This window comes from Streptomyces sp. CG 926, from assembly GCF_003148825.1.
GTDB lineage: Bacteria > Actinomycetota > Actinomycetes > Streptomycetales > Streptomycetaceae > Streptomyces.
On sequence record NZ_QGGZ01000007.1, the window covers coordinates 179,906 to 202,716 of the forward strand.

A 22,811-nucleotide genomic window follows, 5' to 3' on the forward strand; every position below is an offset into this window, starting at 1 on the left:
CCGGGAGCCCGTTACAGCCCCGCGCGCACCATGTCGACGAAGTACGCGTGAACGCGGTCGTCCCCGGTCAGCTCGGGATGGAACGAGGTGGCGAGGACGTTGCCCTGCCGCACGGCGACGGTGTGGCCGTCGTACGTGGCGAGCACCTCGGCGGCGGCGCCGACGGACTCGACCCAGGGGGCGCGGATGAAGACGCCCTCGACCGGGCCGCCCGCTATGCCCGCGAAGTCGACCTTCGCCTCGAAGGACTCGTTCTGGCGGCCGAAGGCGTTGCGGCGGACGATCATGTCGATGCCGCCCAGGGTCTCCTGGTCCTCACGGCCGTCCAGGAGCTTGTCCGCCAGCATGATCATGCCGGCGCAGGTGCCGTACACGGGCATACCGGCCGCCACGCGCTCGCGCAGCGGCTCCAGCATGCCGAAGAGCACGGCGAGCTTCGACATGGTGGTGGACTCGCCGCCGGGGATCACCAGGGCGTCGACCTCGGCGAGCTCCTCGGGACGCCGGATCGGCCTGGCCACGGCGTCCGCCGCGGCCAGGGCGATCAGGTGCTCCCGTACGTCGCCCTGGAGGGCGAGTACCCCGATGACGGGGTTCACGGGGGTGTTCGTCATGACCGATTACCAGCCGCGGTTGGCGTAGCGCTCGGACTCGGGGAGGGTGTCGCAGTTGATGCCGACCATGGCCTCGCCCAGGTTGCGGGAGGCGTCCGCGATGATCTTCGGGTCGTCGTAGAAGGTGGTGGCCTTCACGATGGCGGCGGCGCGCTTGGCCGGGTCGCCCGACTTGAAGATGCCGGAGCCGACGAAGACGCCCTCGGCACCGAGCTGGCGCATGAGCGCGGCGTCGGCCGGGGTGGCGACGCCACCGGCGGAGAACAGCACGACCGGGAGCTTGCCGAGCTCGGCAACTTCCTTGACGAGCTCGTACGGGGCGCGCAGCTCCTTGGCGGCGGCGAACAGCTCGTTGTTGTCGTAGCCGCGCAGGCGGGCGATCTCGTTCTTGATCTGGCGCAGGTGGCGGACGGCCTCGACGACGTTGCCGGTGCCGGCCTCGCCCTTCGAGCGGATCATGGCCGCGCCCTCGGCGATGCGGCGCAGGGCCTCGCCCAGGTTGGTGGCGCCACAGACGAAGGGGGTGGTGAACGCCCACTTGTCGGAGTGGTTGACCTCGTCGGCCGGGGTCAGCACCTCGGACTCGTCGATGTAGTCGACGCCGAGGGACTGCAGGACCTGGGCCTCGACGAAGTGGCCGATGCGGGACTTGGCCATGACCGGGATCGAGACGGCCTCGATGATCTCTTCGATCATGTTGGGGTCCGACATGCGCGCGACGCCGCCGTCCTTGCGGATGTCGGCCGGGACCCGCTCCAGGGCCATGACGGCCACGGCGCCGGCGTCCTCGGCGATCTTCGCCTGCTCGGCGTTGACCACGTCCATGATCACGCCGCCCTTGAGCTGCTCGGCCATGCCGCGCTTGACGCGCGAGGTGCCGATCGCCGACTCGGCGGACTGGGGGGAGGTGGGAAGCGTGCTCACGGATTGACCTCACTCGAAGGGAGCTCGAAAGGAAGACGGGGTACTGCTCGTACTACTCGGCTGAGGAAACCCCAGAGGATCAGTCCACTACAAGGGCCAATGTGGAGCCTGTGGCTCCTTGATTTGTCCCTCGCGGCCCTTGGAACCCCCTAGATCGGCCGATCTGCAAGATCCACCGGCGGCTCGTCGTCCATTTCGAAGGCGAGCGGGAAGGGCGCGTGTCCCGCCAGTCTGAACCAGCGGACCTTGCGGTGCCTGCGCAGCGCGCGGGCGGCCCGGACCGAGTCGTTGAGGAAGCGCCGCGCCATCGGTACCCGGCGGACGGCCGCCGCCAGCTCCTCCGTGGCCTCCGCCCCACCCGGGGCCGCCTTGAGCACGTCGACCTGGTCGGCATCGGCGAAGACCGCCCGCAGCGCCTGGCTGAGCTCGCTCTCCGCCACCTCGCGGTGGTCCTCCTCGGCCTGCCGGGCGGCGTGCGCGGCCTCGTACAGCACCAGGGAGGACGCGGGGTCGAGCACCCCGGAGGTGGCCACCTCCAACACGACGGAGGCCCGCCGCACGAGCTGGGCGTCGAGTGCGGCCCGCGCGGCGTCCATCCGCGAGTGCAGCCGGTCGAGCCGACCGGCGGTCCAGCTGAGGTAGACCCCGATGACTCCGAGAGCCAGGGCGATCCAGACAAGGGTTTCGATCACGCTGCGCGACCCTACCGCTCCGGGCGCCCAGGGCCGCCATCGGGCCCGGGCGCCCCAGCCCCGAAACCGTGGAGTCCATGATCAGCACCTGTCGGGGGGACATGACACGACACATGGCGCCGTACCGCAGACCACTGGCCATCGCTCCTACCGCCGTGGCGGGCGCCCTCGTGGCGGGCGCCGTGGCCGCCGGCCTCCGGGGCGGTTCGGACGGCGGTCTCGTCGTCCTGGGCAAGGTGCGCGGCCATCCGGTCGCCATGGGCTGGGGAGCGCCGGTCGCTCTGATCGCCGCGGCGTTGACCTGCTTCAACGGCGATGCCCCGCCGACGCGCTCAGCGAGGCGGTCCGGACCGGCCCCGGCACGATCCGTACGGCCATCGGGGACGGCACGGTCCACGAGGTGACCCTCGCCGCCGGCGGGCGGCCCGACCGGACCGTCTCCGCCGGGTGGTGAGGCCTCAGGAGGGCGTGGTGTCCTTCGAGAAGCCCAGGCGGGTGCGGAGCGGGACGCGTTCGTCCGTGGCCACCGCCGCCGCGCCGTCCGTCACCGTCTCGTAGACGGCCAGGATGTCCGCGCCGACCGTGGACCAGTCGAAGCGGCGGACGTGCGCCGAGCCGCGGGCGCTCAGTTCGGCCCGGCGTTCCGGGTCCCGCAGCAGGGTGACGGCCGCCGCCGCCAGGGCGTCGGCGTTCTCGTTGGCGAAGAGGTCGCCCGCCCCGCCCTGGTCCAGGACCTGCGCGAAGGCGTCCAGGTCCGACGCGAGCACGGCCGCGCCCGCCGACAGGGCCTCGACCAGGATGATGCCGAAGCTCTCACCGCCGGTGTTCGGGGCCACGTACACATCCACGCTGCGCAGCAGCCGCGCCTTGTCCTCGTCCGAGACCATGCCGAGGAATTCGACCCGCTTGCGCAGGTCCGCGGGCAGGGCGGCGACCGCCTCCTCCTCGTCGCCGCGGCCCGCCACCAGCAGCCGTACGTCCGGGCAGGCCTCCACGATCTTCGGGAAGGCCGCCATCAGGACGGGCAGGCCCTTGCGGGGCTCGTCGATCCGGCCGATGAAGCCGAGGGTTCCGCCGGACCAGTCCGGATTGGGCTCGGCCTTGGCGAAGAAGTCCACGTCGACGCCGTTGGGGATGACCACCGCGTCGCCGCCCAGGTGCTCGACCAGCGTGCGCCGCGCGTACTCGCTCACCGCGATCCGGGCGTTGATCTTCTCCAGGGCCGGCTGCAGGATCGGGTACGCCGCGATCATCGCCCGGGACCGGGGGTTCGAGGTGTGGAACGTCGCCACGATCGGCCCCTGCGCCGCCCAGCAGGACAGCAGGCCCAGTGAGGGCGAGGCCGGCTCGTGGATGTGGATCACGTCGAAGGTGCCGTCGTGGAGCCAGCGCCGCACCCGGGCCGCGGACAGGAAGCCGAAGTTGAGGCGGGCCACCGAGCCGTTGTACGGGACCGGCACCGCCCGCCCGGCCGAGACCACGTACGGCGGCAGCGGGGTGTCGTCGTCCGCCGGGGCGAGCACCGACACCTCGTGGCCGAGCCGGATCAGGTGCTCCGCCAGGTCCCGGATGTGGAACTGGACGCCACCCGGCACGTCCCACGAGTACGGGCACACGATGCCGATCTTCACTACGGGCGCTCCTCCAGGTCGTCCAGCCACAGCCGCTGCAGCATGTGCCAGTCCTCCGGGTGCTCGGCGATGCCCGACGCGAAGGCGTCCGCCACCGCCTGGGTCATGACGGTGGTCTTCTCGGTCCGGGTCCCGGCCTCGGGGACCTCCACCTCGGGGTGGATCCGGCCGTACATCTTCGGCGTGTCGCCGTAGTGCAAGGTGGCCGGGAGCAGCACCGCACCGGTCTGCTGGGCCAGCAGCGCCGGTCCGGCCGGCATGCGCGCCGTGGAGCCGAAGAAGTCCACCTCGACCCCGGAGGCCGACAGGTCCCGGTCCGCGACCAGGCAGACCAGGCCGCCGGAGCGCAGCCGCCGGGCGAGGGTGCCGAAGGCGGCGCCGCCGCTGTGCGGCAGGACCTCCATGCCCAGGCTCTCGCGGTAGGCCACGAAGCGGTCGTAGAGGGTCTCGGGCTTGAGCCGCTCGGCGACCGTGGTGAACGGGGCGTTCATGTGGCCGATGGCCCAGGCTCCGGCGAGGTCCCAGTTCGCGAGGTGCGGCAGGGCCACGACCACTCCGCGCCCGGAGTCGAGGGCCTCGCGCAGCAGGTGCTCGTCCTTGAACTCGACGTCCGTGCTGAACCGTTTCGGATCCATGGTCGGCAGCCGGAAGGACTCCATCCAGTACCGCATGTACGAGCGCATGCCCGCCTGCGACAGCTCGCGCAGCCGCTCGGGACCCGCGTCGGGCACCACCCGTGCCAGGTTCGACTCCAGCCGCAGCACGCTCTTGCCGCGCCGCTTCCACGCGAAGTCGGCGATCCGCCGGCCCAGGGCCACGGCGGCCGGCTCGGGCAGCTTCTTGACCCCGGCCCAGCCGAGCCCGTACAGCGAGTCGACCAGCTTGTCCTGCATGGCGCCCATCAGGCCGCGCCGCCCTCGGCGGCGGCCGCGGCGTCGGCCTCGGCCGACTCGCGACGTACGGTGACCACCCGCTGGATCAGGGTGACGAGCGAGCCCACCGCCACGATCCACAGGGCGATCGGCAGCAGTACCCCGATCCAGGACGGCACGCCGAAGGTCTGCAGCCCGGACAGACCGGCCGCGACCAGCGAGATCACCAGTCGCTCGGCCCGTTCGATGAGCCCGTTGACCGCCACCGGCAGCCCGATCGACTCGCCGCGCGCCTTGGTGTACGAGACCACCTGGCCGCTGGCCAGGCAGAAGATCGCCACCGCGCAGAGCGCGTTGTCGTTGCCGTTGCCCGCGTACCAGAGGGCGAGGCCGCCGAAGATCGCCGCGTCGGCGACCCGGTCGAGGGTGGAGTCGAGGAAGGCTCCCCACCGGCTGGAGACACCGGCCTGGCGGGCCATGTTCCCGTCCACCAGGTCGGAGAAGACGAAGAGGGTGATGGTGATGGTGCCCCAGAAGAACTCGCCGCGAGGGAAGAACCACAGCGCTCCGGCCACCACTCCGGCCGTGCCGATCAGGGTGACCGCGTCCGGGCTCACCCCCCGCCGGAGCAGAAAAGCGGCGAATGGCGTGAGAACACGCGTGAAGAATGCACGCGCGTACTTGTTCAGCATGGCCTTCCCGGAGGGTCGCTGGGCCGCACGGCCACCACGGCCACCGGCTGGCCCATCGTAGCCGGCACGCCACCGCGCGGACGCCGCGCACCCACCGGTTCGTGCCACGTAAGACGTACTTCACGCCGTGGACCGGCTCCGGTGGGCCCAGGACACGTCCCCGGGCACCTCCCCGGTACGACGTATGGACGGGATGTGACACCAGTGCAAAGCTCGAAGAATCCCGCATTCCTCCTCCGTGGAGGCGGCCGGGACACCGATCCGGACACCCGATCCCCACACCATCCGATCCTCCTCACCGTCACCACCGGGAGGCATGAGCATCATGGGAGCCACATCACACCAAGCCGGAGCCGCCGGCAGGGCACTGACGGCCGACCGCCCCTCTTCCATCCGGAATGTCGTGCTGGTCGGCCACAGCGGATCCGGCAAGACCACGCTGGTCGAAGCCCTCGCCCTGACCGCGGGGGCGGTCAACCGGGCCGGCCGGGTCGAGGACGGCGCCACCGTCTCCGACTACGACGAGATCGAGCACCGCCGGCAGCGCTCCGTCCAGCTGTCCCTCGTCCCCGTCGAATGGGACGGAATCAAGATCAACATCTTGGACACCCCCGGATACGCCGACTTCGTCGGAGAACTCAGGGCCGGTCTGCGCGCCGCGGACGCGGCCCTTTTCGTCGTCTCGGCCTCGGACGGCATCGACGGCGCCACCCGCATGGTCTGGGACGAGTGCGAGTCCGTCGGCATGCCCCGCGCCATCGTCGTGACCCACCTGGAGGCCGCCCGCTCCGACTACACGCAGATGACCACCGTCTGCGGTGAGATCTTCGGCGCTGACGACCCCGACGCGGTCATCCCCCTCTACCTCCCCCTGCACGGCCCACCCGGGCCCGACGGGCACGCCCCCGTCACCGGCCTGCTCGGTCTGCTCTCCCGGCGCGTCTACGAGTACGCGTCCGGCGAGCGGGTGGAGCGCGACCCGGATCCCGCCGAGCTCGCCCTCATCACCGACGCCCGCGCCCGACTCATCGAGGGGATCATCGCCGAGAGCGAGGACGAGTCCCTCATGGACCGCTACCTGGGCGGCGAGGAGATCGACCTCAAGACCCTCGTCGACGACTTGGAGCGGGCGGTGGCGCGCGGCACCTTCCACCCCGTCCTGATGGCCGCCCCCGCCACCGACGGCGCCCGCCAGGGCCTGGGCACCGTGGAACTCCTCGAACTGGTCACCGGCGGCTTCCCCACCCCCCTGGAGCGCGCCGCCGTACCCGTCACCCGTCCCGACGGCTCCGCCCGCCCGGACGTCACCTGCGATCCCGACGGCTCTCTCGTGGCCGAGGTCGTCAAGACCTCCTCCGACCCCTACGTCGGTCGCGTCTCCCTCGTCCGCGTCTTCTCCGGCACCCTGAAGGCCGAGGAGACCGTCCATGTCAGCGGTCACGGGCTCGCCGACCGCGGGCACGAGGACCACGATGTCGACGAGCGGGTCGGCTCCCTCTCCTCCCCCTTCGGCAAACAGCAGCGCGTCCTCACCCGCTGCATCGCCGGTGACCTGGCCAGCGTGGCCAAGCTCACCCGCGCGGAGACCGGCGACACCCTCTCCGCCAAGGACGACCCGCTCCTCATGGCGCCGTGGACCATGCCCGACCCGCTGCTCCCCCTCGCGATCGAGGCCCACAGCAAGGCCGACGAGGACAAGCTGTCCCAGGGCCTGGCCCGGCTCGTCGCCGAGGACCCGACCATGCGGCTGGAGCAGAACCCGCACACCCACCAGGTCGTCCTGTGGTGCCTGGGCGAGGCCCACCAGGACGTGGCCCTGGAGCGGCTGCGCACCCGCTACGGCGTCCAGGTCGACCCCGTCCCGCACAAGGTGAGCCTGCGCGAGACCTTCGGCGCCAAGGCCGCCGGGCGCGGTCGGCACGTCAAACAGTCCGGCGGCCACGGCCAGTTCGCCATCTGCGAGATCGAGGTGGAGCCGCTCCCGCCCGGCAGCGGCATCGAGTTCGTCGACAAGGTCGTCGGCGGCTCCGTGCCCCGCCAGTTCATCCCGTCCGTGGAGAAGGGCGTACGCACCCAGGCCGCCCGCGGGGTCGCCGCCGGCTATCCGCTGGTCGACGTGCGCGTCACCCTCCTCGACGGCAAGGCGCACTCGGTGGACTCCTCCGACGCCGCCTTCCAGACGGCCGGGGCCCTCGCCCTGCGCGAGGCCGCCGCCGAGGCCCGGATCGACCTCCTCGAACCGGTCGCCGAGCTCGCCGTCATCGTCCCCGACGAGTACGTCGGCCCGGTCATGAGCGACCTCGCCGGCCGCCGCGGCCGCGTCGTCGGCACCGAGCAGGCCTCGGCCGGACGCACCCGGGTCCGCGCCGAGATCCCGGAGATCGAGATCGGCCGCTACGCCGTCGAGCTGCGCTCCGTCTCGCACGGCACCGGCCGCTTCGCCCGGGCGTACGCCCGCCACGAACCGATGCCGCCGCAGATCGCGGAAAAGGTGCGTGAACAGGCCGAGAAGGGAAGTTGATTGCTGTAGCAGCTGATCGGCCGCCCACCCAACCAGCTTGCGGTGGGCGGCATTTCCCTGTCCCATGACCATGGGGCGAGATCCGCCGATAGGCTCGTCGGCGCACCAAAAGAGCAGGAACGCAAGGCGATGGGGGTGGGGCAACGGTGGCGGACGACGGATTCGACTTCAGGCCCGGAGCACAGGTTCCGCTGCAGGGGGGTGGCGGGCAGACGGCGGCGACCAACGCCCTCGCCTCGGCCGCGTACCGGGACGGCGGCAAGGACAGCAAGCTGGACAAGATACTCACCGCCAACAACGAGAACCACCCCGCGACGGTCAAGCCCCCGAAGATCTCCCTCTTCGAGCCCAGCCTCGGGGAGGCCTTCTGTCGCGCCGTGGAGGCCCGCACGCTCGGGGCCGGCCGCAAGCCACTGATCCAGTCCTTCGGCGCGGATCCGCAGACGGTGGTGGAGCACTGCCTGGCCGCCTCGCACATCCGCAAGGAGCGCGACCGCAAGCTCCGGCTGATCACGCTGGTCTGCGGTGTGCTGTTCCTGCCCGGGCTGCTGCTGTGGCTGGGCCTGTTCCAGCTGCGCAAGAGTCTCGCCTCCAAGGAGGGCAAGGCCTCGTGGCTGGGCACCGTGCTCCTGGTCGGCATCGCCCTCGTGGTGGCCGTCCTGATGTTCAAGCTGCCGCTGACCGGCTTCCTCGGCCTGTACGCGCGCGCCATGATCATCGCTCCGGCCCTGGGCTGGCTGCTCGCCCGCCGCGCCTGCGAGGCCACCGCCAGGGACCTGCGCTCGCGCTGGGACGGGCTGCTGTCCGGCGGCGGGGTCGGCGCCAAGATCCCGGAGGCCGTGCCCGGCAACCCGGACGAGAAGGCCCGCGAGGACCTGCGCCACCAGCTCGCCAAGCTGACCGCGGAGGACCGTAGCAACCAGGTCTTCTACGCGGGCCCCAAGGGCATCCTCGGCATGGGCACCCGGTGGGGCAGCTGGCAGATGGCCGAGGAGCTGGCTCCCCGGAGCGAGGGCATGGAGATCCACCCGTTCCGCAGCTGGGACGTCATACGCGGGATCGACGCCCAGCTCCGCAAGCTGGAGCGGGGCCCCCTGCACACGGGAGGCTTCCCGCCCGCCGCGATCCAGCACTGGATCGTCACCCCGATCGGTGAGGGCGCCGCCGAGGTGGCCCGCCCCACCGGCGAGAACGTGGACGCCTTCCTCATCAAGCCGCACGAGATCACCCGGATCTGCAACGAGCAGCAGTTCAGCGCCGGCAACCGGCACTACCTGGGCATCCAGTACCCGCTCTGGGACGGCCAGCTGGTCATCAACATGCTGGTCACGGTCACCGTGCTCTACAAGACGCTGCGCGTGGACGTCACCGCGCACGCCCTGGGCCCCGTGCACGGGCTGTTCACGTCCAAGTCCGCGGCCCCGGTGGTGGAGGTCCCCAAGAGCATCCGCTTCTGGGAGACCGTGGAGCGCCCGCTTCCGCTGGTGGACGCGCAGGAGGTGGTGCGTCTCGCCGTGCGGGCCCCGCTGACCTGGTACCCGCCGCTCCTGGAGTTCTTCGGCGGCAAGCTGGTCCTGCCCGAACCGTTCGGCCTGCGGCACGTCTGGGCGAGCTCGATGTGGCGCCACCGGTTCATGGCGGACGACGCCCTGCGCACGGTGGCCCCGGTCCTGCGGTCGATCCACGCGGCGACCTTCAAGGTGCTGGAGGAGAACGGCGTCGACACCGAGCGCTTCACGAACCGCTCCTCGATCATGAGCGGTCTCATCCAGGAGCCCGCTCCGCGCAAGGCCGACGTCTACGACGCGTAGGTAGGCTGGAGGCACGGCCGAGGAGGGACCATGACCGAACGCAAGCCACCGGGTGTCAGCTTCGAGTCCTTCGTGGACCGGCAGATCCGACAGGCCACCGAGCGGGGCGAGTTCGCGAGCCTGCCCGGCTACGGCAAGCCGCTGGCCTCGCTGGACGCGCCCTACGACGAGCAGTGGTGGATCAAGGACAAGCTGCACCGCGAGGGCTTCCCCGTGCTGCCTCCGGCACTCGCGTTGCGCAAGGAGGCCGAGGACGCCGTGGAGAAGGTCCGGGCGGCCCGCTCGGAGCGCCAGGTACGGGACGTCCTGACGGAGATCAACGAGAAGATCGCGGCGGCCCTGCGGATGCCCCCGCCGGGCCCGCCTCTGGGCCTGACGGAGTTCGACGTCGAGGCCGAGGTGCGGACCTGGCACCGAAACCGCCCGGACCAGGCCTGATCGGCAGGATCCGATCGGCCCGGCAGGATCCGGAAAGGACGACCGGGACGGCCTGGACGACTCGGCCTAGTCGACGGGCCAGGCGTCGGCCAGCATCTGTCGGGTGTCCGCGAGGAGTTGGGGCAGCACCTTGGTGTGGCCCACGACCGGCATGAAGTTCGTGTCCCCGCCCCAGCGGGGCACGATGTGCTGGTGCAGGTGCGCGGCGATGCCGGCGCCTGCGGCCGCGCCCTGGTTCATGCCGATGTTGAAGCCGTGCGCGCCCGAGGCCTTGCGGAGCGCGATCATCGCCCGCTTGGTGAGGTCGGCGAGCTCGGCCGTCTCCGGCCCGTCCAGCTCGGTGTAGTCGGCGACGTGCCGGTACGGGACGACCATCAGGTGGCCGCCGTTGTACGGGTAGAGGTTCAGCACCGCGTACACGTGCCGGCCCCGCGCGACGACCAGGCCGTCCTGGTCGGACATGTCCGGAATCCCGCAGAAGGGACAGCCGTCCCCGGCCTCCGGGCCGGTCGGCTTGTTCTCCCCCTGGATGTAGGCCATCCGGTGGGGCGTCCACAGTCGCTGGAACGCGTCCTGCGTGCCCACACCGATCTGCTGCTCCGGCTGAGTCGTCATGGCGGCAAGCATATGACCTTGCCCTGGCGTGCGAGGAAGGCCCCCGGAAAGTGATCACTTTCCGGGGGCCTTCCTCGTACGGAAGCGGCCGGGTCAGACCTGGACGCGGTCCGCGACGACCTTGGCCAGCTTGGCCAGCGCCTCGTCCTTGGCGATGCCGTTTTCCTGCGAACCGTCGCGGTAGCGGAAGGACACGGTGCCCGCGGCCATGTCCTCGTCACCGACGATGATCATGAACGGGACCTTGAGCTTCTGGTGCGTCCGGATCTTCTTCTGCATGCGGTCGGAGGAGGCGTCCACCTCGACCCGCAGGCCCTGCTTCTTCGCCGCCGCGGCGAACTCCTGCAGGTACTCGACGTGCCCGTCGCCGATCGGGATGCCGACCGCCTGGACCGGGGCCAGCCACGGCGGCATGGCGCCCGCGTAGTGCTCCAGCAGCACGGCGAAGAACCGCTCGATGGAGCCGAACAGCGCACGGTGGATCATGACCGGCCGCTGGCGGGAGCCGTCGGGCGCGGTGTACTCCAGGTTGAAGCGCTCCGGCAGGTTGAAGTCGAGCTGCACGGTCGACATCTGCCAGGTACGGCCGATGGCGTCCTTGCACTGCACGGAGATCTTCGGACCGTAGAAGGCGGCGCCGCCCGGGTCCGGGACCAGCGGGAGACCCTGCTTCTCGGCGACCTGCGCGAGGACCGCGGTCGCCTCCTCCCAGGCCTCGTCCGAGCCGACGAACTTCTCCGGGTCCTTGGTGGACAGCTCCAGGTAGAAGTCGGTCAGGCCGTAGTCGCGCAGCAGGTTGAGCACGAAGGTGAGGGTCGTGTCGAGCTCCTCCGCCATCTGCTCGCGGGTGCAGTAGATGTGCGCGTCGTCCTGGGTGAAACCGCGGGCGCGGGTCAGGCCGTGGACGACACCCGACTTCTCGTACCGGTACACGGTGCCGAACTCGAACAGGCGCAGCGGCAGTTCGCGGTAGGAGCGGCCGCGCGCGTCGAAGATCAGGTTGTGCATCGGGCAGTTCATGGGCTTGAGGTAGTAGTCGGTACCACCGTCGAGCTGCATGGGGGGGTACATGCCCTCCGCGTACCAGTCCAGGTGGCCGCTCTTCTCGAAGAGGGCGCCCTTGGTGGCGTGCGGGGAGTAGACGAACTCGTAGCCCTCCTCCTCGTGCCGCTTGCGCGAGTAGTCCTCCATGGTGCGGCGGATGATGCCGCCGCGCGGGTGGAAGACGGCGAGGCCGGAGCCGATCTCGTCCGGGATGGAGAAGAGGTCGAGCTCGTTGCCGAGCTTGCGGTGGTCGCGCTTCTCGGCCTCGGCGAGGAAGTCGAGGTGGGCCTTCAGCTCCTCCTTCGACGGCCAGGCGGTGCCGTAGATGCGCTGGAGCATCGGGTTCTTCTCGCTGCCGCGCCAGTAGGCGGCCGCGTTGCGCATCAGCTTGAACGCCGGGATGTTGCGGGTGGTGGGCAGGTGGGGACCGCGGCAGAGGTCCTTCCAGCACAGGTCGCCGGTCTTCGCGTCCAGGTTGTCGTAGATGGTCAGCTCGCCGCCGCCCACCTCGACGTTCGCGCCGTCGTCGGTGGACGCGGAGCCCTTGATGCCGATGAGCTCCAGCTTGTACGGCTCGTCGGCGAGCTCCTCGCGGGCCGCCTCGTCGGTGACCACACGGCGGGAGAACCTCTGGCCGCGCTTCTGGATCTCCTGCATCTTCTTCTCGATGGCCTTGAGGTCATCGGGGGTGAAGGGGCGGGCTACGTCGAAGTCGTAGTAGAAGCCGTTCTGGACCGGCGGGCCGATGCCCAGCTTGGCCTCGGGGAAGAGCTCCTGCACGGCCTGGGCCATGACGTGCGCGGTCGAGTGGCGCAGGATGTTCAGGCCGTCCTCGGAGGAGATCTCCACCGGCTCGACGGTCTCGCCGTCCTTCACCTCGTACGCGAGGTCCTTGAGCTCGCCCGCGATGCGCGCGGCGACGATGGTGCGCTCGCCGGCGAAGAGCTCCGCCGCCGTAGTGCCCGTGGCCACCACGCGCTCGTCCCGCTCGGAATCGCGTTGGATGATCACACGGACGTCTGACACCGGTCTCTCCTGACTCAGGGGGTGCGCGGGCGAACGCCGCGCGCCTGAATCGTACCGAGCGGAGTGGCCGCGCCGCTAAACGGTTACCGCCCGGGCCGACCCGGCCCCGCCCGGCGGGTCCCGCGGCACGGGGCGGGGCGGGGCCGCGGCGGGGCTCGCGGCGCAGGACCGGGGCCACCGGCGCGGGGGCAGGGCCGGCGCCGGCGCAGGGCCGGCGCCGGCGCAGGCGGGGCCGTGGGGCGGTGTCCCTCCAGGGCGTCTCCTCGGCTCGCGAACCCTGAGCCGGACCGGCCCGCTGCGCGGCGGTGGGTTCGCTCGACCTGCGGGGACGCCCTGGAGTGCCCCCGCCCCACCCGGAGCACGGCCGGGCGCCGGTAGCGTGGCGCGGTATGCGTATACGTGGGCTGGACCTGGGCGACGACGCCCTCGCGACGGCGGTGCACCGGATCGGGCGCGCCGCGTACGCGGTGGAGGCCGAGCTGATCGGCTTCGACGGCATCCCGGCGCTGAGCGAGAGCCTCGCCGAGATGAGAGCACGGGACCTGGACTGGTGCGGAGCGTTCTCGGTGGAGGGCTCGCTCGACGGCTTCCTCGCCTGGGAGGAGGAGGCCTCCGGCGCGATCGGCATCGACCGGTTGTGCGTGGATCCGGGGCGGTTCCGGCGGGGCGTCGCCTCGCTGCTGCTGCGGCACGTCCTCACGGAGCTGTTCCCGGACCGGCCCGTCTCGGTCACCACCGGCGCCGCCAATGCCCCCGCGGTGACCCTCTACGAGCGTCTCGGCTTCACCCGTGGGCCGGACTTCTCCCCCGTCCCGGGGCTGACCATGGCCTCCTTCGGCCGGGCCGCCGAGGGCACCCCGTGCGAAGGTGGAAGGGGATCTTCCGACCTGGCATGAGGTGACACCCATGAGAGTGACCAGGAAGGCGGCCGCCCTGGGCGCCGCGACGGCCGTGCTGGCGGGCGGGATGTTCATCGCCGGCCCCGCGGTGGCGGCGCCCGCCGCCGCGTGCACCGGGGACCAGCTCTCGGCCACCGGTGCCGACCGGGCGGGCTCCGACCGGGTGCGGTTCACGGTGGTCAACACCGGCCCCACCTGTGAGCTGCGGGGCTTCCCGACGGTGGCGCCCGCGGGCCAGGGCTCCCCGGACCGCAACAAGCCGCTGCGCGTCATCCCCCGGGGCGAGGCCCGGCCCGTACTGCTGGCGCAGGGCGGGACCGCCTCGACGCTCCTGACCTTCACGCCCGTCCTGGGCGAGGCGGACGGCTACTGCGCCTCCGGGGCCGATCCGACCCTCGCCCCCTCGCTGGTGGTGGGCATCGCCGGCATGGGATTCCAGGTGGCTCCCTCGGACGGCGGCCGGTTCGCCCTGTGCGGCGACACCGTCCGCGCCACCGCCTTCCGTTCCTAGGCCGTCTCCGCGGGCCGTTGTCGCACGCTTTCCCGAGGGCCTATTCGTCGGACGGCAATACGTCCTCGGGGTCGAAGGCCGCGTCCAGGGACTTCATCAACCGGTCCCGCTCGACCTCGTCCATCGGTACGGGTGCCACGTCCGCCGCGTCGGACAGCCGCCGGAAACCGCCCCGGCGTTGGAGGCGGCCCGTGACCCGGACCGGCAGGCCCACCAGGTGGGCGTGGCCCGCGATGCGGTACGCCTCCTCGTCGAGGGCCGCCCGGACGTAGGGGACCTCCGCCCCGGCCAGCACCCGTAGCCGTACGGTTCCCCCGCCCCCGGCGGCCTTGCGCCGCATCCGCACCACGGCCCCGGCGAGGCGGACCGGTACGGCGGGTTCCGCGCGGGTGTAGCGGGCGGCGGCCTCTCGCAGCACGGGCAGGTCGCCCGGGGAGAACTCCACCGGCTCGGGGCGGGCGGCGCAGCCTGCCGGGACCCCGGCCGCCGGCGCCCAGGCCAGCGCGATCCGGGCCCCCTCCGAGCCCCGGACCAGGGCGATGAGCGCCTCGGCGAGTTCCCGGCTGACCCCGGCGGCCACCGCCGCGTCGAAGGCATCCATGCCGCCGGTGGCCCGCTGGTAGTCCACCGCCTCGCGGGCCGCGTGCAGGGCGTGGTGCAGCCGGGTCACGGGTCCCCGGCCGCCGTCCACCGGGACGTACGCGGTCAGTCGGCGCCCGCCCGGGGAGGGCCCCACCAGGACCCCGTCCAGGGTGCGTTCGGCCTGGGCCTGGTGGCGGGCCCCGTAGTATCCGGCCCGGGCCCGGTCGGCGAGGGCTCCCGCGAGCAGCAGCCGGCGGGCGGCCGAGCGCAGCTGTTCCTGCACGGGCCAGGAGGCCTCGCCCCGGTATCCGTAGGGCCCCTCCGGGATCTCGCGCTCCCAGCGGATCTCGTCGCTGGGCACGCTCAGCCCGAGCAGCACCTCCCGGGCCGAGGGCAGGCCGCTGTGCGCGAGGGCGGTGAGCGCCTCGTCCAGCAGGTCCGCGCAGTCGGGGAAGGTACGGCTCTCCGGGACGAGCAGGCTGGTTCCCGAGCGGCCGGGCGGGGTCCAGCGACCGTACCGTCCGGCCGCACCGCCGCGCCGCAGCCAGCCGTGGCGGTGCAGCAGCGCCCCCAGCACCTGCGGGTCGACCTGCGCGGGGTCGGGACCGCCCAGGGTGTACTGCGGGGAGGGCGACGGGGACGGCAGCGGTTCGAGGTGCGGTGAGTGCGGGTTCATCAGGGTGTCCCTCCCGACCCGACCCGGGTCATGATCTCGCACAGCGCACGGTCGTCGAAGATCCGCGTGGTCGGGATCCGTACGGTGGTGCGGCGCCGGCCGGTCACGGGGTGTCCGGCGAGGTTGGTCCAGTAGCAGCAGTGCCTCAGGTCGAGCCGGTCGTGTCCGGCGGCGAGCCACTGGTCGCGCTCCCTCGGTACGAGCATCACGACGAGGATCTTGTGGACGGCGACGGGCGTCCGGGCCAGCTTCACCAGGTGCTCGTTGTCGAGGGTGAAGCCGAAGGTGGCCCCGGGCGGCCGCGGCGGTATCTGGTAGGTCGCCTTGAGCTGCACCTTGATGGTGACCTCGTCGTCGACGACGTGTTCGGGCGCTCCGTGGGAGACGTGCCAGTCGATGCCGTTGTCGGGGAAGGGCTGCGAGAGCGAGCATCCCGCGGCGGCCGCGACGGCGTGCAGGTATCCCACCTGGAGGGTCTCCATGCAGGCGGTGGTGGCGAGCGTGCCGCGCAGGATTCCGGTCCGCGGACCTGTTCCCTCGTGCAGCACCCCGCCCGGTTCGGGCTGTGTGAGCGCCATGGCCGGCTCCCCCATGCCTTGCGGCCTCCGCCGCGAGCGGTGCTGGGTGATGACCGGTCATACGTACGGCCCCCCAAGGAAGTTGTCTCCGCACCCGACCGCCCGCAAACGGCGTACGGGGCAAACAGCCCGGGTATCACCGATGCGGCGGGGGTCATGTGTTCAGGAAGCTCCACCCGCCGCTCGGGGACGAGGAGTTCGCCATGACACGCTGGTACGAGGGCCCGCTGGCCGCATTCGACACGGAGACCACCGGGGTGGACGTCGAGCAGGACCGGATCGTGTCCGCCGCGCTCATCGTCCAGGAGTGTGCGGGCGGCCGGGTCCGCACCACGCGCTGGCTGGTCAATCCCGGCATTCCGGTGCCCGCGGGGGCCACGGAAGTGCACGGGCTGACCGACGAGCACCTGCAGCGTCACGGGCGCTGGCCGGCGCCGGTGGTGGAGGAGATAGCCCGGGCGCTCGGGGAGCAGCAGGTGGCCGGCCGGCCGGTGGTGGTGATGAACGCGCCGTTCGATCTGACGCTGCTGGACCGGGAGTTGCGCCGGCACCGGGCGTCCTCGCTGTCACGGTACCTGGACAACCGGCCGTTGACGGTGCTGGACCCGCGGGTGCTGGACAAGCATCTGGACCGGTACCGCAAGGGCCGCCGGACGTTGACGGACCTGTGCGCGCACTACGGGATCGAGCTGGAGGGCGCGCACGACGCGGCGGCGGACGCGATGGCCTCGCTGGAGCTCGTCCGGGCGGTGGGGCGACGGTTCGCGGCACGGCTGGAGCGGCTGACGCCGGCCGAGCTGCACACGCTTCAGGCGGTGTGGCACGCGGCGCAGGCGCGTGGCCTGCAGGCGTGGTTCGCGCGTCAGGGGACACCGGAGCCGGTGGATCCGCACTGGCCGCTGCGACCGGACCTGTCGACGGCCGCGTAGGACGACCGGGGTTTCGCGGAGGGCCCGAACATGCGGAAGGCCGGTCCGTCGATGACGGACCGGCCTGTCCCGGTGGGCGATACTGGGATCGAACCAGTGACCCCTTCGGTGTGAACGAAGTGCTCTCCCGCTGAGCTAATCGCCCGGGAACGGAGTGAACAATACAGAAGGCTCGGGGCTGGTTCAAACCGCTTCCCCGCAGGCGACCCGCGGGCCGCGCGCCGGGTACCTACTCAGGGCACATCTGAGTACGCACACCCATGTCCTGACTGCGTGACCGCCGCCACACTCCGGATATGAACACGCCTCTGCCGCCCGCCGAAGAGCTGGCGCTCATCGACCGCGAGCTGGCTCAACTCGATGCCCGGCGGCTGTATCTGCTGAGCCGTCGGGACTGGCTGCTGCGTCTGCTGCTCCAGCCCGGGTCCGGTCCCGCTCCGGTCCGCTGGGGACCCGCGGTGTCCGGCGTGCCCGCCGGCCCCGCCGGCACCCCCGGCACCTCGAAGGAGGCCTCCGCCCCGAGCGCGCAGAACGTGCTGCTCACCCTGGGCGCGGTGCTGCTGGCGGTCGCCGCGCTCGCGTTCACGCTGGTCAGCTGGGGCTCGATGGGGATCGCCGGACGCTCGGCGGTGCTCGCCGCGGTGACGGCGGCGGCGCTGGGCGCGCCCCTGCTCCTGCTGCGCCGCGGGCTGCGGTCGACGGCGGAGTCGGTCGCGGCGGTCGGCCTGCTGCTGACGGTGCTCGACGCCTACGCGCTCCACGCGGTCGGCATGCCGGATGTGAACGGCACCGGTTACGCGGCGGGAGCGGCCGCCGTCCTGGCGACCGCGTGGGCCGCCTACGGCTCGGGGCTGCGCACGCTGCGGCTCCCGCTGCCGGCCGCGGTGTCGGCCGCGCAGTTCGCGCTGCCGCTGGCGGCGCTGGCCGTACGGCCGGGACCGCAGGCGCTCGGCTGGGCCCTGCTGGCGACGGCGGCGCTGGACGCGGCGCTCGCCCTGCGGGTCAGGTGGGCGGCGATCCCGGCGGCCGTGAGCGCCGCCGGGGCGCTGCTGATCGGGGTGGCCCAGTCCTGGTCGGCGGGGTCCGCGGCGGCGGCCGTGGCCCCGGCGGCGCTGCTGCTGGCGGGCGCGGCCCTCGGCGTGGCGGTCGCCTGGCGGGAGCCGCGCGCCTCGGCCGCCGCGCTGGTGGGCGCCTTGGCGGCGGTGGCGGGCCTGGGCGGGGTGGTCCGGCCGGTCCTGGACCCGGCCTGGACGGTGCTGGCGCACCTGCTGCTCGCGCTCCCGCTGCTGGCGGCGGTACGGGTCCCCGCGCTCCCGGCGGCGGTCCGGCGCGGGTCGGCCCGGGCCGGGGCCGCGGTGGCCGCCCTGGCGGCGCTGTCGGCCGGAGCCGCGGCGGCCACGGCCCTGGTGGCGCGGCTGCGGGTGCTGGGTGAGGTGTGGGCGGCGACGACCCCGGACCGGGAGCCGTACGGGCCGGGGGCGGCGGTCGTCCTGATCCTGCTGATCGCGGCGGGGGCGGCCCGGTGGACGGGGCGGGCGCTGTCCCGGCCCGAGCCGACGGTGGTGGCGGTGGTCCTGGCCTGGGCGGGGCTGTTCACGGCCCCGGTGCTGCTCGGGTTCCCGGTGGCGGCGGTGTTCGCCGCGCAGCTCGCGGTGGTGGGAGCGGCGGGCGTCCTCGCCCTGCGCTCCCCGGAGCGTGGGGTCCGGATCGCGGCGGCGGTGTGCGCGCTGGTCGGCGCCGCGAACGTGTCCCTGGGAGCGCTGGACGGCCGGACGGCGACCTTCGCGGTGTGGGGGCTGCTGGGCGTGGGCTGCGCGGCGGGAGCGGCGTACGGGCCCGCTCCGAGGCCGGTGCGGTCCGGGGCGGCCGTGTGCGCCGTCGGGTACGCCACGGGTGTCCTGGTGGCGGCGGGCGCGGTGTCGGACCTGGCGGTGGTCTGGTGGGCGCTGCCGGTGCTGGCCGTCCCGGCCCTGGTGGCGGCGCTCGGGCCGCGGCTCGGCGAGGTCCGGCTGCCCGTCGAGATCGCGGCGGCCGTGGCGGGCGTACTGGCGCTGGGTCTGTCCGCCGGGCGGGCCGGGACCCTGGCGCTGGTCCTGGCGCTGGCCGGGGTGGTGTGCGCGGGCGCCGCGGTGCGGCCGGAGCGTCGGGTGCTGGGCTGGGCGGCCGGGGCGCTGCTCGCGGCGGCGACCTGGGTGCGGCTGGCCGAGGCCGGGGTGAGCGCGCCGGAGGCCTACACGCTGCCGGTGACGGTGCCCGCCCTCGTGGTGGGGCTGCTGCGGCGGCGCCGGGACCCGCAGGCCTCGTCCTGGACGGCGTACGGCCCGGGCCTGGCGGCGACGCTGCCGCCGAGCCTGCTCGCGGCGTGGGGGGACCCGGGCTGGATGCGCCCGCTGCTGCTGGGGGTGGCCGCGCTGGTGGTGACCCTGCTGGGCGCCCGGCGGCGGCTGCAGGCTCCGCTCCTGCTCGGCGGGGCCGTGCTGGCGGCGGTGGCGGTGCACGAGCTGGCCCCGTACGTGGTGCAGGTCGCGGGTGCGCTTCCGCGCTGGGTGCCGCCGGCCCTGGCGGGGCTGCTGCTGCTGGCGGTGGGGGCGACGTACGAACGGCGGCTGCGCGACGCCCGCCGACTGCGGGCCGCGATCGGCCGACTGCGCTAGGCCGTCTCTTTCGGATCGTGTCGGCCGAGCCCGCGGCGTCCGGTGCCGTGCCCGGCAAGGCGGAGGGGCGCCCGCGTACCGGACGTACTCGGTCGCCCCGACAACGCGGCCGGGTGCGGTGCCGGGCGTCGCCGGCCCGGCAAGATCCGAAAGAGACGGCCTAGGTGGAAACGCCGAAGGCCCGGAGACGGTGAAGTCTCCGGGCCTTCGATCCGGGTGGGCGATACTGGGTTCGAACCAGTGACCCCTTCGGTGTGAACGAAGTGCTCTCCCACTGAGCTAATCGCCCGGACGCACCGCAAACATTACCGCATGTCAGCGGTGCTCCTTGACCATCACTGGTCCTTGAGGTTCCAGGGCAGGACGAGCCCGTACTTCCACAGGTAGAACCCGATCAGCGCGCCCGCGATGACGAGGCCCACGCTGGTCAGGATGATGTTGCGGCGGCGGACCTTCGGGTCGAGCGCCTTCTGTGCCGCCTCGGTCACCTTCCGCTTGGTCCAGCGCAGCACGAGGTGGGCCCAGGCGAACTCGGTGGCCCAGATCGCCAGGCCCGCGAAGATCGCGACCCAGCCGGGCCCGGGCAGGACGAGCATGGCGATGCCGGCGCCGATCACGGCGAGGCCGACGATGAAGACGCCGACCTGCCAGCTCAGGTGCAGGCTCCTGTTCCGCTTGATGAAGGCCGGGGCCTTCGACACGTGCGGCGTCTCCTCGGCGGCCTCGGTCGCGGATTCCGCGGGCGATCCGGCGGCGGCTTCGGTGGTGGCTTCGGTGGTGGCGTCATCAGCGGCGGACCCGTGGGTTCCGCGGTCACTCCCCGTATTCATGAACCCGAATCTACCGGAGCTCGATGCACACGGGAATGTGGGTTTGGATCCGCCGTCCGAGGGACCCAGAGGTCCGCAAAACGGTCAGAGGGGTTTACAACGGCACCGTAGGTGGCATGTCGATTTCGCCGACGTGCGAATCCCCGAGCGCACACTGAGCGAAAGGCCCTGGCGCTTATGAACACCACGGTCAGCTGCGAGCTGCACCTGCGCCTCGTTGTGTCGAGCGAGTCCTCACTGCCTGTTCCCGCGGGCCTGCGGTATGACACGGCCGACCCCTACGCCGTGCACGCCACCTTCCACACCGGCGCCGAGGAGACGGTCGAATGGGTATTCGCCCGCGACCTCCTCGCGGAGGGCCTCCACCGGCCCACCGGTACCGGCGACGTCCGCGTCTGGCCGTCCCGCAGCCACGGTCAGGGCGTCGTCTGCATCGCCCTGAGCTCACCGGAGGGAGAAGCACTGCTCGAAGCACCCGCCCGAGCACTCGAGTCGTTCCTCAAGCGGACGGACGCCGCGGTCCCACCCGGGACCGAACACCGGCACTTCGACCTCGACAAGGAGCTCTCCCACATCCTGGCCGAAAGCTGAGCCAGGCCTACAGCCGCTCGACACCGTCCGACTCGGGGCGACGGTGCGGGACGGACAACCACATACGGCAGTGCCGGCGCTGTTCCAGCGGAAGCCACCCGCGAGGACGGCGCCGGTGTGCTCTGCGCGACCCGCTATTGTCGGGCGGCAGCGGCGACGGCCCCCGTCGTCGCAGGCCCGTCCCCTGAGGGAGACCCCGTGCAGATCCCCCACGACACCCGTCGCGCGCTCGACGTCGTCGTCGCGCTGGTGAACACCGCGGCCGAGGCCGACCAGCCCGACGGACTCTCGGACATCGGCGCGCTGCGCGGATTCGTCCAGGAGTACTCGATCAGTGACGTCGGCGACCTCAGTGCCCGCGACCTGGCCGGCGTCCGGACGGTGCGCGGGAAGTTCGCGCAGGTCTTCGCCTCCCCGAACCCGCGCGCGGCTTCCATCCTGATCAACGAGCTCGTGGCCACGGCGGGCACCACCCCGCAGCTGACCGACCACGACGGCTACGACTGGCACGTGCACTACTTCGCGCCGGGCGCGTCGGTGGGTGACCACCTGGCGGCCGACGGTGGCATGGCGCTCGCCTTCATCGTGGTCTCCGGCGAGCAGGAACGGCTGCGCCGCTGCGAGGCCCCGGACTGCCGGCGCGCCTTCGTCGACCTGTCCCGCAACCGGTCCCGGCGCTACTGCGACAGCCGGACCTGCGGGAACCGGCTGCACGTGGCGGCGTACCGGGCCCGGCGCAAGGAGGCCGACGCGGAGGCGTCAGAGCATGAAGAGGTCGTGCACCGCAGCGAGCAGCAGCAGGATGCCGATCACGGCTAGGAAGATCATCAGGGGTGGCTGGGAGAGCGCGAAGAGACAACCTCGCGGCTCCTCCACCACAGGGGCGGGTACCGGCGGGTCACGGTGCGATGTGTCGAACATGTCGGGGCGATGATGACGCAGCGCACCACACACCGACCTTCAACACGCCAACATCCGCGCGGGAGTTCGCTCGATCTTGTGGACGAGGGCGGTCCTGGCCCGGCCGGGGCCGATCACGTGCTCTGATCCCGTGGTTCGGATCCCGTGGTTCAGATCCCGTGCTTCTTGAGGATGGCCTCGATGTCGGAGAAGTCCTCCGCGGGGGCGGCGGGCTGCGCCTGCGAACCGGCTCGGGCGGAGCCGAGGGACGGCGCGGAGGCACCCGGGGCGACGGCCTCGGTGGCCGGGCTCTTCCTGACCTTCTTCGCCGGCTTCCCGGACTCCCCGGACTCGGGCAGGCCGCGGCGCTCGATGGCCCGGGTCGTCATGAAGAGCAGCCAGGACAGGCCGAGCAGGCCGAAGCCGGCCCAGACGGTCGGGTTGAAGACCATCCCGGACACCCACTCCACGAACCCCGTCATCACCAGGGCGACCGGCACCAGCGCGTACGCCGTGATCCGGGCGGCGGTCAGGAAGCGTTTGCGGTAGGCGGTGACCGCGGCGATGCCCAGGCCCGCCACTGACACCGCGGAGCAAATGGTCTCGGCAAGCATGCGGTCCTCCGGACTCTCGGCGCTCGGCGATCTGTCCCTATCCATCCTGCACCGGTCGCCGCCGCGGCGGCCAGGTTCCGGGCCGTCCCCGTGCGGATCTCCGGGACATCTCCGGGTCGTGTCTCCTCCCTGGGTCCAGGTCTCCCGGCCCGGACCCAGGACCGCGT

General features: G+C 72.4%; 21 protein-coding genes and 2 tRNA genes. 9 read left to right on the plus strand and 14 right to left on the minus strand.

Features of this window, described 5'->3' with window-relative positions; all coding sequences use genetic code 11:
- Positions 1 to 11: 11 nt before the first annotated feature.
- The 6 genes from pdxT to pgsA all read right to left on the minus strand — a co-directional run bounded on the left by pdxT (position 12) and on the right by pgsA (position 5,425).
- Positions 12 to 614 carry a pyridoxal 5'-phosphate synthase glutaminase subunit PdxT gene (pdxT, locus tag BCL76_RS19995; protein ID WP_109780846.1) on the minus strand — a complete coding sequence of 201 codons (603 nt, stop codon included), beginning with the start codon at positions 612 to 614 and terminating at the stop codon, positions 12 to 14.
- Positions 615 to 620: 6 nt separating this feature from the next.
- On the minus strand, positions 621 to 1,538 hold the full coding sequence (pdxS, locus tag BCL76_RS20000) for a pyridoxal 5'-phosphate synthase lyase subunit PdxS (protein WP_030010552.1): 918 nt from the start codon (positions 1,536 to 1,538) through the stop codon (positions 621 to 623).
- 149 nt (positions 1,539 to 1,687) lie between these two features.
- A complete protein-coding gene (locus BCL76_RS20005; protein ID WP_109780847.1) occupies positions 1,688 to 2,230 on the minus strand; it encodes a hypothetical protein in 543 nt (180 codons plus the stop codon).
- A 458-nt stretch (positions 2,231 to 2,688) separates the two neighbouring features.
- Positions 2,689 to 3,861 carry a glycosyltransferase family 4 protein gene (locus BCL76_RS20010; protein WP_109780848.1) on the minus strand — a complete coding sequence of 391 codons (1,173 nt, stop codon included), beginning with the start codon at positions 3,859 to 3,861 and terminating at the stop codon, positions 2,689 to 2,691.
- Entirely contained in the window at positions 3,861 to 4,763 is a 903-nt protein-coding gene (locus tag BCL76_RS20015; protein ID WP_109780849.1) for a phosphatidylinositol mannoside acyltransferase, read from the minus strand. Before BCL76_RS20015 ends, BCL76_RS20010 begins: the two co-directional genes overlap by 1 nt.
- Positions 4,763 to 5,425 (minus strand): phosphatidylinositol phosphate synthase, encoded by a 663-nt coding sequence (gene pgsA / locus BCL76_RS20020; protein WP_030765668.1) that lies wholly within the window; start codon positions 5,423 to 5,425, stop codon positions 4,763 to 4,765. The genes BCL76_RS20015 and pgsA overlap by 1 nt, the downstream gene beginning before the upstream one ends.
- A gap of 325 nt (positions 5,426 to 5,750) precedes the next feature.
- On the opposite strand from pgsA, the gene BCL76_RS20025 reads away from it, so the two are divergent.
- The 3 genes from BCL76_RS20025 to BCL76_RS20035 all read left to right on the plus strand — a co-directional run bounded on the left by BCL76_RS20025 (position 5,751) and on the right by BCL76_RS20035 (position 10,195).
- Positions 5,751 to 7,946: an elongation factor G-like protein EF-G2 gene (locus tag BCL76_RS20025; protein ID WP_109781040.1), complete on the plus strand. Its 2,196-nt coding sequence runs from the start codon at positions 5,751 to 5,753 to the stop codon at positions 7,944 to 7,946.
- A 146-nt stretch (positions 7,947 to 8,092) separates the two neighbouring features.
- Positions 8,093 to 9,757, plus strand: coding sequence for a hypothetical protein (locus BCL76_RS20030; RefSeq protein WP_109780850.1), 1,665 nt, complete (start codon positions 8,093 to 8,095; stop codon positions 9,755 to 9,757).
- Positions 9,758 to 9,787: 30 nt separating this feature from the next.
- Positions 9,788 to 10,195 carry a J-domain-containing protein gene (locus tag BCL76_RS20035; RefSeq protein WP_109780851.1) on the plus strand — a complete coding sequence of 136 codons (408 nt, stop codon included), beginning with the start codon at positions 9,788 to 9,790 and terminating at the stop codon, positions 10,193 to 10,195.
- Between the two features lie 66 nt (positions 10,196 to 10,261).
- Here the strand turns inward: BCL76_RS20035 and BCL76_RS20040 are convergent, their stop codons facing one another.
- Together BCL76_RS20040 and thrS are read right to left on the minus strand one after the other, a co-directional pair.
- Complete coding sequence (locus tag BCL76_RS20040) at positions 10,262 to 10,822, minus strand: HIT family protein (protein ID WP_030723580.1); 561 nt, start codon at positions 10,820 to 10,822, stop codon at positions 10,262 to 10,264.
- Positions 10,823 to 10,903: 81 nt separating this feature from the next.
- Positions 10,904 to 12,880, minus strand: a complete 1,977-nt coding sequence (gene thrS, locus BCL76_RS20045) for a threonine--tRNA ligase (protein WP_109780852.1) — start codon at positions 12,878 to 12,880, stop codon at positions 10,904 to 10,906.
- A 389-nt stretch (positions 12,881 to 13,269) separates the two neighbouring features.
- On the opposite strand from thrS, the gene BCL76_RS20050 reads away from it, so the two are divergent.
- Both BCL76_RS20050 and BCL76_RS20055 read left to right on the plus strand, forming a co-directional pair.
- A complete protein-coding gene (locus BCL76_RS20050) occupies positions 13,270 to 13,776 on the plus strand; it encodes a GNAT family N-acetyltransferase (RefSeq protein WP_109780853.1) in 507 nt (168 codons plus the stop codon).
- A 10-nt stretch (positions 13,777 to 13,786) separates the two neighbouring features.
- On the plus strand, positions 13,787 to 14,290 hold the full coding sequence (locus tag BCL76_RS20055; protein WP_258309806.1) for a DUF4232 domain-containing protein: 504 nt from the start codon (positions 13,787 to 13,789) through the stop codon (positions 14,288 to 14,290).
- A 40-nt stretch (positions 14,291 to 14,330) separates the two neighbouring features.
- Here BCL76_RS20055 and BCL76_RS20060 read toward each other — a convergent pair whose 3' ends face one another.
- Both BCL76_RS20060 and BCL76_RS20065 read right to left on the minus strand, forming a co-directional pair.
- Positions 14,331 to 15,548 carry a hypothetical protein gene (locus tag BCL76_RS20060; RefSeq protein WP_258309807.1) on the minus strand — a complete coding sequence of 406 codons (1,218 nt, stop codon included), beginning with the start codon at positions 15,546 to 15,548 and terminating at the stop codon, positions 14,331 to 14,333.
- On the minus strand, positions 15,548 to 16,126 hold the full coding sequence (locus tag BCL76_RS20065) for a DUF4365 domain-containing protein (RefSeq protein ID WP_109781042.1): 579 nt from the start codon (positions 16,124 to 16,126) through the stop codon (positions 15,548 to 15,550). Before BCL76_RS20065 ends, BCL76_RS20060 begins: the two co-directional genes overlap by 1 nt.
- Positions 16,127 to 16,329: 203 nt before the next feature.
- On the opposite strand from BCL76_RS20065, the gene BCL76_RS20070 reads away from it, so the two are divergent.
- On the plus strand, positions 16,330 to 17,055 hold the full coding sequence (locus tag BCL76_RS20070; protein WP_109781043.1) for a 3'-5' exonuclease: 726 nt from the start codon (positions 16,330 to 16,332) through the stop codon (positions 17,053 to 17,055).
- A gap of 73 nt (positions 17,056 to 17,128) precedes the next feature.
- Here the strand turns inward: BCL76_RS20070 and BCL76_RS20075 are convergent.
- Positions 17,129 to 17,200: transfer RNA gene (locus BCL76_RS20075), tRNA-Val, on the minus strand.
- A 151-nt stretch (positions 17,201 to 17,351) separates the two neighbouring features.
- On the opposite strand from BCL76_RS20075, the gene BCL76_RS20080 reads away from it, so the two are divergent.
- Positions 17,352 to 19,709, plus strand: coding sequence for an SCO7613 C-terminal domain-containing membrane protein (locus tag BCL76_RS20080; protein WP_109780854.1), 2,358 nt, complete (start codon positions 17,352 to 17,354; stop codon positions 19,707 to 19,709).
- A gap of 217 nt (positions 19,710 to 19,926) precedes the next feature.
- Here the strand turns inward: BCL76_RS20080 and BCL76_RS20085 are convergent.
- Positions 19,927 to 19,998, minus strand: a tRNA-Val gene (locus BCL76_RS20085).
- Positions 19,999 to 20,044: 46 nt separating this feature from the next.
- Positions 20,045 to 20,539 carry a TIGR02611 family protein gene (locus tag BCL76_RS20090; RefSeq protein WP_109780855.1) on the minus strand — a complete coding sequence of 165 codons (495 nt, stop codon included), beginning with the start codon at positions 20,537 to 20,539 and terminating at the stop codon, positions 20,045 to 20,047.
- Positions 20,540 to 20,716: 177 nt separating this feature from the next.
- Between BCL76_RS20090 and BCL76_RS20095 the strand changes: the two genes are divergently transcribed.
- Entirely contained in the window at positions 20,717 to 21,130 is a 414-nt protein-coding gene (locus tag BCL76_RS20095) for an SsgA family sporulation/cell division regulator (protein WP_030011909.1), read from the plus strand.
- 198 nt (positions 21,131 to 21,328) lie between these two features.
- The gene (locus BCL76_RS20100) at positions 21,329 to 21,949 is read left to right on the plus strand and encodes a CGNR zinc finger domain-containing protein (RefSeq protein WP_109780856.1); all 621 of its coding nucleotides are present in this window, start codon (positions 21,329 to 21,331) and stop codon (positions 21,947 to 21,949) included.
- A 251-nt stretch (positions 21,950 to 22,200) separates the two neighbouring features.
- Here BCL76_RS20100 and BCL76_RS20105 read toward each other — a convergent pair whose 3' ends face one another.
- Positions 22,201 to 22,644, minus strand: a complete 444-nt coding sequence (locus BCL76_RS20105; protein WP_109780857.1) for a hypothetical protein — start codon at positions 22,642 to 22,644, stop codon at positions 22,201 to 22,203.
- Between the last annotated feature and the right edge of the window lie 167 nt (positions 22,645 to 22,811).

What these genes read in the sequence shown, in the direction of transcription:
- pdxT (WP_109780846.1), bottom strand. Translation starts at nt 614, where the DNA reads ATGACGAACACCCCCGTGAACCCCGTCATCGGGGTACTCGCCCTCCAG.
- BCL76_RS20015 (WP_109780849.1), bottom strand. Translation starts at nt 4,763, where the DNA reads ATGGGCGCCATGCAGGACAAGCTGGTCGACTCGCTGTACGGGCTCGGC.
- pgsA (WP_030765668.1), bottom strand. Translation starts at nt 5,425, where the DNA reads ATGCTGAACAAGTACGCGCGTGCATTCTTCACGCGTGTTCTCACGCCA.
- BCL76_RS20025 (WP_109781040.1), top strand. Translation starts at nt 5,751, where the DNA reads ATGGGAGCCACATCACACCAAGCCGGAGCCGCCGGCAGGGCACTGACG.
- BCL76_RS20035 (WP_109780851.1), top strand. Translation starts at nt 9,788, where the DNA reads ATGACCGAACGCAAGCCACCGGGTGTCAGCTTCGAGTCCTTCGTGGAC.
- BCL76_RS20040 (WP_030723580.1), bottom strand. Translation starts at nt 10,822, where the DNA reads ATGCTTGCCGCCATGACGACTCAGCCGGAGCAGCAGATCGGTGTGGGC.
- BCL76_RS20050 (WP_109780853.1), top strand. Translation starts at nt 13,270, where the DNA reads ATGCGTATACGTGGGCTGGACCTGGGCGACGACGCCCTCGCGACGGCG.
- BCL76_RS20055 (WP_258309806.1), top strand. Translation starts at nt 13,787, where the DNA reads ATGAGAGTGACCAGGAAGGCGGCCGCCCTGGGCGCCGCGACGGCCGTG.
- BCL76_RS20060 (WP_258309807.1), bottom strand. Translation starts at nt 15,548, where the DNA reads ATGAACCCGCACTCACCGCACCTCGAACCGCTGCCGTCCCCGTCGCCC.
- BCL76_RS20065 (WP_109781042.1), bottom strand. Translation starts at nt 16,126, where the DNA reads ATGGCGCTCACACAGCCCGAACCGGGCGGGGTGCTGCACGAGGGAACA.
- BCL76_RS20070 (WP_109781043.1), top strand. Translation starts at nt 16,330, where the DNA reads ATGACACGCTGGTACGAGGGCCCGCTGGCCGCATTCGACACGGAGACC.
- BCL76_RS20080 (WP_109780854.1), top strand. Translation starts at nt 17,352, where the DNA reads ATGAACACGCCTCTGCCGCCCGCCGAAGAGCTGGCGCTCATCGACCGC.
- BCL76_RS20090 (WP_109780855.1), bottom strand. Translation starts at nt 20,539, where the DNA reads ATGAATACGGGGAGTGACCGCGGAACCCACGGGTCCGCCGCTGATGAC.
- BCL76_RS20095 (WP_030011909.1), top strand. Translation starts at nt 20,717, where the DNA reads ATGAACACCACGGTCAGCTGCGAGCTGCACCTGCGCCTCGTTGTGTCG.
- BCL76_RS20105 (WP_109780857.1), bottom strand. Translation starts at nt 22,644, where the DNA reads ATGCTTGCCGAGACCATTTGCTCCGCGGTGTCAGTGGCGGGCCTGGGC.